Source organism: Thiobaca trueperi (assembly GCF_004342175.1).
Lineage (GTDB): Bacteria > Pseudomonadota > Gammaproteobacteria > Chromatiales > Chromatiaceae > Thiobaca > Thiobaca trueperi.
Genome location: NZ_SMAO01000007.1, coordinates 1 through 12,109 on the forward strand (window position 1 = coordinate 1; position 12,109 = coordinate 12,109).

9 protein-coding genes are annotated in these 12,109 nt (G+C 61.9%); all 9 read right to left on the reverse strand.

Annotated elements, in window-relative coordinates:
- Positions 1–119: 119 nt before the first annotated feature.
- The 9 genes from EDC35_RS13185 to EDC35_RS13225 all read right to left on the reverse strand — a co-directional run bounded on the left by EDC35_RS13185 (position 120) and on the right by EDC35_RS13225 (position 12,091).
- Positions 120–494, reverse strand: a complete 375-nt coding sequence (locus EDC35_RS13185) for a response regulator (protein ID WP_132977732.1) — start codon at positions 492–494, stop codon at positions 120–122.
- A gap of 137 nt (positions 495–631) precedes the next feature.
- Complete coding sequence (locus EDC35_RS13190; RefSeq protein WP_132977733.1) at positions 632–1,264, reverse strand: response regulator; 633 nt, start codon at positions 1,262–1,264, stop codon at positions 632–634.
- On the reverse strand, positions 1,242–2,432 hold the full coding sequence (locus EDC35_RS13195) for a sensor histidine kinase (RefSeq protein ID WP_132977734.1): 1,191 nt from the start codon (positions 2,430–2,432) through the stop codon (positions 1,242–1,244). Before EDC35_RS13195 ends, EDC35_RS13190 begins: the two co-directional genes overlap by 23 nt.
- Before the next feature lie 44 nt (positions 2,433–2,476).
- Positions 2,477–4,684 carry a two-component system response regulator gene (locus EDC35_RS13200; protein WP_132977735.1) on the reverse strand — a complete coding sequence of 736 codons (2,208 nt, stop codon included), beginning with the start codon at positions 4,682–4,684 and terminating at the stop codon, positions 2,477–2,479.
- Between the two features lie 188 nt (positions 4,685–4,872).
- The gene (locus EDC35_RS13205) at positions 4,873–5,541 is read right to left on the reverse strand and encodes an ANTAR domain-containing response regulator (RefSeq protein ID WP_132977736.1); all 669 of its coding nucleotides are present in this window, start codon (positions 5,539–5,541) and stop codon (positions 4,873–4,875) included.
- A complete protein-coding gene (locus EDC35_RS13210; protein ID WP_132977737.1) occupies positions 5,507–8,386 on the reverse strand; it encodes a PAS domain S-box protein in 2,880 nt (959 codons plus the stop codon). The genes EDC35_RS13205 and EDC35_RS13210 overlap by 35 nt, the downstream gene beginning before the upstream one ends.
- A 69-nt stretch (positions 8,387–8,455) precedes the next feature.
- The gene (locus EDC35_RS13215; RefSeq protein WP_165903434.1) at positions 8,456–9,358 is read right to left on the reverse strand and encodes a choice-of-anchor A family protein; all 903 of its coding nucleotides are present in this window, start codon (positions 9,356–9,358) and stop codon (positions 8,456–8,458) included.
- A gap of 73 nt (positions 9,359–9,431) precedes the next feature.
- Positions 9,432–10,484: a Holliday junction branch migration DNA helicase RuvB gene (ruvB, locus tag EDC35_RS13220; RefSeq protein WP_132977739.1), complete on the reverse strand. Its 1,053-nt coding sequence runs from the start codon at positions 10,482–10,484 to the stop codon at positions 9,432–9,434.
- Positions 10,485–10,609: 125 nt separating this feature from the next.
- The gene (locus EDC35_RS13225) at positions 10,610–12,091 is read right to left on the reverse strand and encodes an FAD-linked oxidase C-terminal domain-containing protein (RefSeq protein ID WP_132977740.1); all 1,482 of its coding nucleotides are present in this window, start codon (positions 12,089–12,091) and stop codon (positions 10,610–10,612) included.
- Between the last annotated feature and the right edge of the window lie 18 nt (positions 12,092–12,109).

Here is a 12,109-nt window from a genome sequence, read left to right on the forward strand (position 1 = left end):
TGAGGGCGATCGCGACCACCTGGCGCACGCTCGCCGAGTCGTCCACGATCATGACCGTCTTGCTCATCTCAACCTCCGGGTCAGAAGAATGTGATGTCGGAACTCGCAACTCAGCCTTGTTACTCCGGACCCGGTTTAAGCCAATAGGCGCGGTCCTTGATCAGATTGAGCAGTTGCGAGTAATCGAGTGATTTGTCGAAAAACCAATCGGCTTCGAGCGCCAGCCCCTTGCCTTTCAGGTCCGTGCTGTTCGTGAAAAGCGCCACCCTTGTTTCCGGTCTGGCTATGTGCGGGTGACGCAGCAGATCCAGGCCGTTGCCGTCGGGCAGGGCAGTGTCCAGGATGACAAGATCGGGTACGCAGCCCGCCAGACAGTACCGGGCCTCCGCCAGGGTGCGCGCGTAGAACAGGAGTGAGATGAAAGACATGTCGTGCAGCATGTCGAACACCCGTCTCCAGACGAGCGGACTGTCATCGATGATCAGGATTCGCATACCAAACCCGCAGCATGGATTTCATGTGCGACAGGTTATGCGCTGCGTATTGGCGGGAATATCGGGGGAGTCTGAAGGTTCCTGTCAGGACAGGCTGAATTTGCTGTCAGATTTACCTGACAGTGCGCGCGGGATTATCAGGAGAGCAGTCCGTGCTCCATGGCATGGCGCACCAGTTCGGCGGCGGATCTGACTTCCAGCTTCTGCATGATCCGCATCTTATGCGTGCTCACGGTTTTGGGCGAGAGATGCAGGATTTCCGCAATCTCGTTGAGACGTTCACCCCTGACCAGATGGAGAAAGATCTCGTACTCGCGATCCGAGAGTCGCTGACAGGGCGGCGCGTTGGTCGCGTCCCTGCCCTCGAACACCAGTTTTTCCGCCAGCATCGGGGAGATGGCGTGTCCGCCGCCCGCGACCCTGCGCACGGCATCCAGCAGGACGGCGGGCTCGCAATCTTTGGTGACATAGCCGTTCGCGCCGGCCTTGAGCACCCGTGCCGCCGTCTCCGTCTCGCTGTGCATGCTCAGCACCAGCACCGGCAGATCGGGCCAGAGATCCTTCACCCGTTTGACGAGGTTGACTCCGCTGAGACCCGGCATGCTCATGTCGGTCAGCAGGAGATCGAAGCGTTCGGTGCGCAAACGCTCGATGACATCCGCGCCGTCGGTGGCCTCGCCCGCGACAATGAGATCCGCACCGAGGGCGAGTATCTGGCGAATCCCCTGACGCACCACGGCATGATCGTCAGCAATCAGGATGCGGGTCATGGCGCTGGCTCCGGTGATTCAGTGGCAGGGCGATCCGCAGGCGTGTGCCGCTTCCGGGATGGCTGTCGATATGCGCACTGCCGCCATAGATGAAGACGCGCTCGCGGATGCCCATGAGTCCAAAGGTCTTTTTGCTGCGCACCTGCACGGGGTCGAATCCCTGACCATCATCGCAGACCTCCATCCGCAGTTGATCGTCCAGCCGGGCAATTCGAATATCGACCCGCGTGGCGCGTGCGTGACGCGAGACATTCGTGAGGGACTCCTGGAGGATGCGGAACAGGGTGGTCGCCAGCTCCCCGTCCATTTCCAGCTCATCCTCGGACGGCGCATCCAGAAGGCAGGGCGTCCCGGTTCGCGACTGAAAGTCCTCGGCAAGCCATGTCGCCGCCGAGATCAGACCCAGATCCAAAACGCCGGGGCGCAGGCGCGCGACCATCCGGCGCGTGTCTCCGATAACATGATCGATCAGCTCGCGCATGGTACGCAGACGCTGTGACACCTCGGCGTCCGGCTCCGGAACGTGCATTGCCAGCAGACTTGCCTCCATGCGCAGCGCCGTCAGATACTGGCCCATCTCGTCATGCAGCTCGCGTGCGATGTGGGTCCGCTCGTCTTCGCGCACTCTTTCCTGATGCGCCGCCAGGGTGCGCAGCATGCCGCGCGAGCGACACAGCTCCTGCTTCTGCTCCTCCAGGTCGTTTCTGGCGTCTTCCAGCTCGCGAATTTGCCGGTAGGAGCGGATGGCGACAGACAGACAGGTGAAGAGCCCCGACCGCGTCAGTTCCGATTTGGTCTTGTAGTCGTTGATGTCGTAGACGCGGGTGGTCTCGATCTGAGGCACCATTCCAGCCTGTCCCGTCCGCAGAATGATGCGAATGACCCTGTCCAGAAGCTCTTCACGGATTCGTTTGACCAGACACAGCCCGGCGTCCCCGGACTCCATGACGACATCCAGCAGAACGACAGCGACGTCTCGCTCGACCGCCAGGATGTCGTAGGCCTCGTGGGCCGAGTAGGCGTGCAGACAGTGCAGCGGGCGGCCTTCGATCAGCAGACCGCGCAGGGCCAGCACGGTCGCGTCGTGCACATCGTTTTCATCGTCGACGATGAGCAGGCGCCAGGTCTCCGGATCGCCCTGGCGCACCTGACTGTCTCCGGGATGCAATCCCGGTATCCGGCATGCGGCGTCCTGTCTGCTGGAATACTTGATCATCTGTTCTGCCCGGCCAGCCAGGTCTCCAATTGGCCTGCGGGCATTGGACGAGCGAAGAGAAAGCCCTGGCCTTCCTGGCAGCCAAGCTGGATGAGGTGTCGTCGCTGTTCCTCGCTTTCCACGCCCTCGGCAAGGGTGATCAGATTGAGCTGACGTCCCAGGGCAATGACCAGACCCGCGATACCGCTGTGGTCGCCGTGTTCATCGATCTCTTTGATGAAGCCGCGGTCGATCTTGAGCCGGTCGATCTCCAGTTGCTTGAGGATGCTCAGAGAGGAATAGCCGGTGCCGAAGTCATCCAGGGCCACGGAGATGCCCATGCGGCGAATCTCTGCGATCTTGGCGCGGGTCGCATCAAGGTGGCCGATCGCAACCGATTCGGTCAGTTCCAGCTCGATCAACTGCACATTCACCTGGCAGTGCTCAAGCGTGCGTTCAAGCATGGGAACGAACCCCGGCTCACGAAACTGGGTGTGTGAGACATTGATCGCCATTCGGAAACCGGGATGGCCCAGATCGATCAGACGCTTGAGCTGGCGGCATGCCGTGCGCAGGACCCATTCGCCGATGGGGATCATCAGACCGGACTGTTCGGCCAGGGGAATAAACTGATCCGGTGGGATCGAGCGCCCGTCTTCCGTCTCCCAGCGCAGCAGGGCTTCCGCCCCCAGCGCCCGGCCGCTGATCAGATCGACCTGTGGCTGGTAGGCGAGGTAAAGATGTTCGGCGGAAAAGGCAGCGCGCAGGTCCGTCAGCATGTGGATCCGTTCGCGCGCCGCCGCGCTCAGGCTGGCGGAGAAACAGGTCGCGCGACCCCGATTGAGAACCTTGGCCTGCTTCAGGGCGATGCTCGCATCCTTCAGCACCTCCGCTCCCGCCTGCGAGCCATCGCTGAGATCGATCAGGCTGGCGGTTGCCGAGAGGCGGATCATTTCATTCTGCACCGCGAAGGGCATGGAGAATGCCTGCTCAATGCTGTCCTCGGTCAGCGTCACCGACGGACCAAGCACGGCGAAGGTATCGCTGCCGAGACGCGCCAGGAAGGCAGGTGGCCCAAAGGTGTCCTCCAGCCGGTCAGCCACGGCGCGCAGCACCAGATCGCCGAAATGATAGTCGAGCACGCTGTTGATCTCGGCAAAATCGTCCAGATCGATCAGGGCGAGCCGGCTGCCCCGTCCGTTGACGCGCTCGGCGATGATCTGAAGGAAGCCATTGCGATTCGGCAGGCCCAGCAGGGAATCGCGATAGGCGAAAGCATACAGGCGCTGCTGTAGCAGAATGTTCTCGAAGCCGACCGCGACATTGGCGCAGAAGGCCCGGAGCAGATGGTGATCGACCCGGCCCGGGGGCCTGGAAATGTTGACGAAGGCGGCGATGCCGTCGGTCTCCCCGACACCGAAGTGGAAGCAGGCGCCGCTCGCAAACACATGCTCATGACGGTCGAGGCACTGCTGCATGAGCGCGCGCAAACCGGCATCGGGCAGATCGTCCAGCGGACGCCGGATCAGCTCGCGATAGCGCCCGATGGCGCCGATGATGCGGGTCGGTTCGCTGCTGCGGTTCGCGGCGGCGCAGACCAGGCCATCGGGTGCGATTCCCAGGATCGCCGACAGTTGCGAGATGACCCACTCCGCATAGCGTTGCAAGGCGCACATATTGCTGCAATCGCCGCTGGCGGAAACAACCAGATCGAGCCCCTGACGGGTCATTTTCAAATGATGAATCTGCCGGTAGGAGCGGATCGCCACGGCGAGGGTGGTAAAGAGACGTGTCCGGGTCAGCGCGGATTTGGTCTTGTAATCGTTGATGTCGTAGGCGCGGATGGTCTCGATCTCTGGCGCGTAGCCGGGCTGGCCGGTGTGCAGGACGATGCGGACCTCGTCATTGCCAAGCTCATCGCGAATGCGCCTGACCAGTCGCAGACCGGCGTCGTCCGACTCCATCACCACGTCGAGCAGGACGACGGCGACGTCGGGCTGGCTGGCGAGAATCGCGTAGGCCTCCTGCGCCGAGTGTGCGTGAGAGAGCCGCAGCTGCTTCCCCTCGACGGACAGGTGGCGCAGCGCCATCTCGGTGGCCTCGTGGACGTCCGCCTCATCATCGACGATCAGGATATGCCACGGCTCGGCAGCCATTGGTCGATCCTCAACATCATCCTCGGCAAAGGTGATGAGGTCGTCATCCGCGAAAACTGGCTGATGCATAGGATTTCCCGTTTTCTTATTTGTGCGTCCGCTTTGTCTCCCAAAACGCGCCAGCTCATACGATCGCCGATGCTGCCAGGGCCGATTCAAACCAAACACATTGCATACCGCACCGGGTGCGGTTTAGCGGCATTGATGATGTTGGGAGTAGACGAATTGTCAACGTAAAACCGGCGGGTGGCAAGCGGTCAGGATGGCGTACCTGGCTTGTTTCCGGTGAGCAGGGTGGCTGTCGTGGCGGACGCCGCATTGAGGTTCCCGCACATCTCGCGTGAACCCAGTCCATTGATGAGAGACCAGGCATCCAGGATCTCGGATGCGACCTCGCGCACCTTGCGGCGCTCTCGGCGTGAGCGCTCCCGGATTGCCGCGAACGCCTCCTGGTGGTCGATGCGGTGTCGCTCCATGAGAATGCCGATCGCGACGTTGACCACGCGACCGGTGCCGACCGCCTGGGTCAGGCGATCCTTCTGCTCCGACAGATCCTGAATGTCCCGCGCCCGTTCCAGTGCGGTCCTGATGGTGGGAAGCGCACGGGTGACGTCGATGGGCTTGATCAGATACCCGAGCGCACCCTGACGCACGGCTTCAGCCACGGATTCCTGGTCGTCGTAGGCGGACAGAAAAATGACCGGGATGCCGACCTCGCGTATCAGCGCCGCCGTCTCGATGCCCGACAGGCCGGGCATCCGCAGGTCCAGAATCGCCAGATCGGGCGGAGTCGTCCGCGCTGTGGTCAGCGCCTCGGCCCCGGAGCCGGCCAGTTGCACCGTGAAGCCGGCATCCCGCAGTCCCCGTCCGAAGGTCGCCAGGACGACCTCGTCATCGTCCACCAGCAGGAGCGTTGCTGTCTTCATCGTCTTGTTCTCCGCATCGGTTGATGGCGGTTGCTCGCGTTCTGACCACCAGCAGCGGCGGCTGCACGGTCAGGTTAGCGGTCACGTGGCCGTCGGTTTGCGCGATGCCGAGGGTCGCGCCCTGGCGCGGGAGCATGTCGCGCACCAGCCCCAATCCGGTGCCAAGCCCGTATCCCGTCGCGAAATCGAATCCACGCGGGAGCACACCGGGATTGGTCATCGTCACCTGGATCGAGTCCGTCTCTTCCCGGTATGTGACCTGCACGGATTCGCCGCTCGCTCCAAGCGTGCGCCATTTAAGCGCATTTTGCAGCAGCTCGTTGATGACAAGCGCAAGTGTGACGGCCTTTTCGCGTGCGATGAAGAGGTCCGTGTCGGCACGATCCTGGATGGACAGCCGCACCGGAACCGAGCCCAATGCCCTGGCATTGCACACGATGGCTTCGAGTATCTCCAGCAGACACACGTCGGAGCCCGCTTCACGGCTTTGCAGTCCATAGACGGCGGCGATGGATTTCACCTGGTTCATGGCCTTGTCGATGAGGTCGCCGCCGTTTCCCGCCTGCCCCCGGTTCTGCGACAGCAGACCCAGGAGTCCCTGCAGGTGGTTCTTGATCCGGTGGTGAACCTCCCGGATCAGCACATCTTTCTGCTCCTGAAGGCGAGTCAGGCGGGCCTGCTCGGCCCAGTGCCGGTCACTGATGTCGTGAATCACATGGATGCTGCCGCGCGGATCGCCCCGGTCGTCATACAACCTCGACGAGGTGATGCGAAAGAAGCCGCTCAAAGGCCCGCCATCGATTTCGGTCACATAGACCCGGTCATCCTGGGGACACTCCGAGCGGTCATGCCGGGGCCAGATGTCGTCGTATGCCTTGAGGTGCAGTCGATACAGAAGATCGTCGCTCCATACGCCAAGGCTCTCGGTGTAAGCGCGATTGGTTTTGATGATCCGGCCTTCGTTATCCATGATCACGATGGCGTCCGGTACGGTGTCGAAGGTCTTCGACCATTCTTCATTGGCCCGCCGCAGATTGTCCTCCATCTGACGCCGTTCGGTCAGATCGATGGCGGTGCCAAAGACCTTGACCGGTCTGCCCTGGCGATCACGCATCAGGCTTCCCCGGAAGGCCAGGCTTCTGTCGCCCCCGTACAGAGACATCACACGCAGGACTTCATCGAATTCGGCAAGGTCGTCCGCCTCTACCCTGCGTCTGATCGCCTGCGCGATCACGCGGTCATCGGGATGCATGCGGTCAATCCATTGATCGATGTTCATCGTGGTTTCTGCGGTGTCGTAACCCAGACTCCTGTGCAGGACCGAGTGGGTGAAGAGCTGTACCTGGCCCGTTCGCAGATCCCATTCCCAGACGCCCACCTTTCCGGCGTCGGTGGCGAGGGTATAGCGTCGCTCGCGCTCCATGAGCTGGCGCTGGACTTCCGCCTTCTCCGCCGCCGCGCCGATGACGCCGGCCGCCGAGCGCAGCGCGGCGATCTCGGCGAGCGACCAGTCGCGCTCCTCTGCGCAGTCGTCGAGTCCAAGGAAGCCGAGAAACTCGCCATTGGCAAACAGGGGAACGATGAGAGCGGAACGAATACCCAGGGACTCAAGCAATCTTCGCTCGGCTGCCGAACAGGTCGTTTGTCTGGCGACGACGGGCTCGCCGCGACTCAGGGCGCCATACCAATGGAGCAGTCCGTGGGCTTGCCAATCGAAGCCCTGCTCGCGGACATTCGCGATCTGCGGCTCCGCTTCCTTGGCACACCACTCGAACCTCAGGCTGCATTGAGGCCGGCCATCGTCATCGATATGGCTCTCGAACAGATAGGCACGGCTGACCCGTGCCGCCGCGCCAAGCTGTCCAAGCGCCTCATCCATCGCCTCGGTCCATTGGCTGCATTTGAGAAAGAGCAGCGACAGATTCGCCACAGCCGTCAGGATTGCATCGCGGCGGGCAAGCTCTCGCTCGATGGTCTTCTGCTGGGTGATGTCGTTCCAGACGGCGAGGATATGCTCTCGCCCCTGAAGATTGAGCAGACGCAGGGTCACCAGGCTATCGATCAGGCTGCCATCCCGCCGTCGGGGTCTGAGTTCCAGGGTGAGGGTGCCGCATTTCCTCAGTTCGACCAGTTTCTGCTGGAAGCGTGGCTCGAAGACCGCAGCGGGTAGCGCATGAATATCCGGCAGCCGCAGATGCGAGAACTCGTCCGCGCTGTAGCCAAGCAGGGTGTGTGAGGTCCGGTTGAACTGGACGAAACGCAGCGTTTCCACGTCGATCAGATCGATGCCGACGCCGGCCTGATCGAAGATGGCCGCCAGCAGTGCCTCACGCTCTTCAAGCGTGCGTTGTTGGGCCTTGCGTTCGCTGATGTCGCGGTCGATACAGACAATGATGGGACGCCCGTCGATGCGTGCGCCCCGGATGCTCACCTCGACATCGTACATGGATCCGTCTTTGCGCCGGTTGCGCGTCTCCAGGGTTGTGTTGGTCGTCACGGGATCGGGAAAGACGGCGCGGATGTCGGCCTCGTTCATCTCCGCATTGATGTCCCAGGGCTGCATGCCGAGCATTTCTTGCGGTGTGTAACCCAGCATCTCCGCGAAACGCGCATTCACTTCGATGATGCCGACTTCCGGGTCGAAGATCGCGACCCCATCCCTGACGAGATTGAAGATGGCGCGATAGAGTTCTTTTCGCTCCTGCAACACATCATCGACGATGGTGCCGGGCAGTCCTTCCAGATGCTGGGGCTGTTCGCTGGCCTCGATCCGGGGCAGACCGCGCTCCAGCGCCTGGGCGATCTGGCGTGTCAGCGTGTCCGGCATGGGGTTGGATTCGCTCATCGGTCTGGCGGGTATCTGCCTGCTGAACCTGAGCGGCTCATCGATCGGCGCGAACCCGGTATCGATGCTTTAAAAACGCCTTTTTCCTGCCATGAAGCCAAGCAATCCCAATGCCGAGCCGAATAACCAAACGGCTGCCGGTATGGGGACGATGGCTGGCAGGTTTCCGGCGAATGCGGCATTGTGGAACTCAATGTTGCCGCTAAACGATTGAGCAATCAACTGACCATTGAATTGACCGTAACCGCCTGTCACATCGGCGAAGGGGGCTAAGACGGTGCCAAATGGATCTTTGGATCCAGCCAGATTCAATGCGGTAGCGTCGCTGAAATTATAAATAACATGCGTCGCATCGACGCCTGTCAAAGACACCTGGCCATTTTGGAAGATCTGTCCGGAACCGGTGACGTTGATCAAAACGGTCGAGCCCGCAGTGGCGTTGATATTGACGGTGTTGGTGCCGGTCAGATCATCGCCGTTGATGGAGAAAACATTCAAATCGGTATTGGTGCCATTCAGGTTGAGACTGCCGGAATAGACACTGGTTGAACCGTTGGCGGCCAATGCCCCCAAACTGGTTGACAGATTTTGATATTGGCTTTGCGCAGCGGAGAAATCCACCAGCGTCTGCGGCAAAACACCGCCTCTTGCTGTAAAGCTGGTTAAGTTCGCGCTGCCGCCAGTGTAAATCGTGCCGTTTTGACCATCGCCGACCCCGCCATTCGTGGCGGTCACATTGCCGCCAGCCACCAGTCGGGCGGAAGAGCCGGAAATTGTTGATGCAACGGAATAGCTTTGCAGGCTCACATCACCGCCCGCCGCCAGATTGCCTTCGGTATCGCTGTTTGAGCTGGTGAAGTTGCCGAAAACAAAGACATTATAATCGGCGGCTGGCCCGATCAATGCTGCGTGCGCGCAGGTGACGGTTGATCCAAGTAATAAGGATGTCAGAAGAGTTGTCGTTAAACGCATGTTGCCACCTTTAGTGGTTGTTGAGTCAGGACCGGAATATAACATCGCCCGACCAGGTCTGTATGACGCCCGTTCAAACCGGATTCCCATCGAAGAGATCGGGCGTCTTTTCGGTCTGAAGCGTCTTCGGCGCCGCCAGTCCGAAATGCAGATAGGCCGATTGAGTCGCCATGCGTCCGCGCGGGGTGCGCATCAGATAGCCCTGCTGGATCAGATAGGGCTCCAGCACGTCCTCAATGGTGCCGCGCTCCTCGCCGATGGCGGCGGCCAGACTCTCCACCCCCACCGGCCCGCCGTCGAATTTCTCGATGACCGCCTCCAGCAGACGCCGGTCCATGTGATCGAAGCCCTGCGCGTCCACTTTCAGCATGGTCAGCGCCCGGTCGGCGACCTCGGCGCTGATGCGTCCGTCGGCACGCACCTGGGCATAATCGCGCACCCGTCGCAGCAGGCGGTTGGCAATGCGTGGCGTGCCGCGCGCGCGCCGGGCGATTTCGGCGGCGCCCTCGGGATCGGTCTCGATGCCGAGGATCTGGGCCGAGCGTTTGACGATGCTGGTCAGGTCTTCAGCCGAGTAATATTCGAGCCGCTGCACGATGCCGAAACGGTCGCGCAAGGGCGAGGTCAGCAGACCGGCGCGCGTGGTCGCCCCGACCAGGGTGAAGGGCGGCAGATCGAGCTTGATGGAGCGCGCCGCCGGTCCTTCGCCGATCATGATGTCGAGCTGATAGTCCTCCATCGCCGGATAGAGCACCTCTTCGACGACCGCGCTCAGACGATGAATCTCATCGACGAAAAGCACGTCGCCCGCGTCCAGATTGGTCAGCAGCGCCGCCAGATCGCCCGGTTTCTCCAGCACGGGGCCGGAGGTCTGGCGCAGATTGACCTGCATCTCATGGGCGATGATATGCGAGAGCGTGGTCTTGCCGAGTCCGGGCGGGCCAAAGATCAGCACATGATCCAGCGCCTCCTTGCGTGCCCGCGCCGCGCCGATGAAGATCTCCATCTGTTCGCGCACCGCCGGCTGACCCACATAGTCGGCGAGCTTGCGCGGACGGATGGCGCGATCCAGCGCCTGGTCGTCGGTCGCGGCCTCGGGGTTGATGAGACGATCAGGGCTGTTCATGTCGAGCCTGCTTGCGAACGGGGGAATGGACAGGATTAACAGGATTTTTCAAGATTAAAAAGATTAAAAACAAAGATTTGAAAAATCCTGTCCATCTTTGGAAATCCTGTTAATCCTGTCTATTTTCAGGATTTCGAGCCTGCTGTCGGCAACTGCCGATACTCCGAGCAGCGTCGGGGCGTCGGGATGCCCTTGCCCGGATTGAGCAAACCGAGCGGATCGAAGGCCGCCTTCACTGCATGAAACTGCCGGAGTTCATCGGGCGTGAACTGGACGCACATCTGGTTGATCTTCTCGATGCCCACGCCGTGCTCGCCGGTGATGGTGCCGCCGACCGCGACGCAGAGTTCAAGGATGCGTCCGCCCAGTTCCTCGGTGCGCTCCAGCTCGTCGGGCTGGTTGGAATCGAAGAGGATCAGCGGATGCAGGTTGCCGTCGCCAGCATGGAAGACATTGGCGACCCGGAGGCCATATTCTTCCGACAGCTCGGCGGTGCGGCGCAGGACTTCAGGCAGGGCGCGGCGCGGGATGGTGCCGTCCATGCAGTAATAATCGGGCGAGATGCGCCCGACCGCCGGGAAGGCCGATTTACGACCCTGCCAGAAACGCAGCCGCTCGGCGTCGTTCTGCGAGGTGCGGACCTCGGTTGCGCCGCTCGCCAGCAAGAGGTTGCGTACCTGCATCACCTGTTCCGAGACCTCCTGATTGGTGCCGTCCAGCTCACAGATGAGCAGCGCGGCGGCGTCGGTCGGATAGCCGGCATGCACGAAATCCTCCGCTGCCTGGATCGCCGGGCCGTCCATCATCTCCAGTCCGGCCGGGATGATGCCCGCCGCGATGATCGCGCCGACCGCCCGTCCCGCCTGCTCGACATCCGCATAGGCCGCCAGCAGCGCCTGGGCGCGTTCGGGGATCGGCAGCAGTTTGACCGTCACTTCCACCACCACGCCGAGCATGCCCTCGGAGCCGATGAAGAGCGCCAGCAGGTCATAACCCGCTGAATCCAGCGCCGCCGAGCCGAGTTCGATCAGCTCGCCTTCGGGGCTCACGAAGGTCAGTGCCAGCACGTTATGGACCGTCAGCCCGTACTTGAGACAGTGCACCCCGCCCGAGTTTTCGGCCACATTGCCGCCGATGGTGCAGGCGATCTGGCTCGACGGATCGGGCGCGTAATAGAGTCCGTGGGGGAGGGCGGCTTCGGTGATCGCCAGATTGCGCACCCCCGGCTGGACGCGGGCGATCCGGGCCAGCGGATCCAGTTCCAGAATGCGGTTGAAGCGCGCCAGACTCAGCAGGATGCCTTCGTTCAGGGGCAGCGCGCCGCCTGATAGGCCGGTCCCCGCACCACGCGCCACCACAGGCACCCGGCGTTCATGACAGAGACGCAGAATGCGCTGTACCTCGTTCACCGTGCGCGGCAGCACCACCAGCAGCGGCAGACGCCGATAGGCCGAGAGCCCGTCGCATTCATAGGGCTGGACCTCCTCGGTGCGCTCCAGCACCGCGTCTTCGGGCAGAAAGCCACGCAGTGCGGTGACCAGATCGGCCCGGATCGCGGTCAGTTGCGGGTCGTCGAACGGGATCTGGTTGGGCTGGATGAGGCTCATTAAACGGCGTCCAGAGTG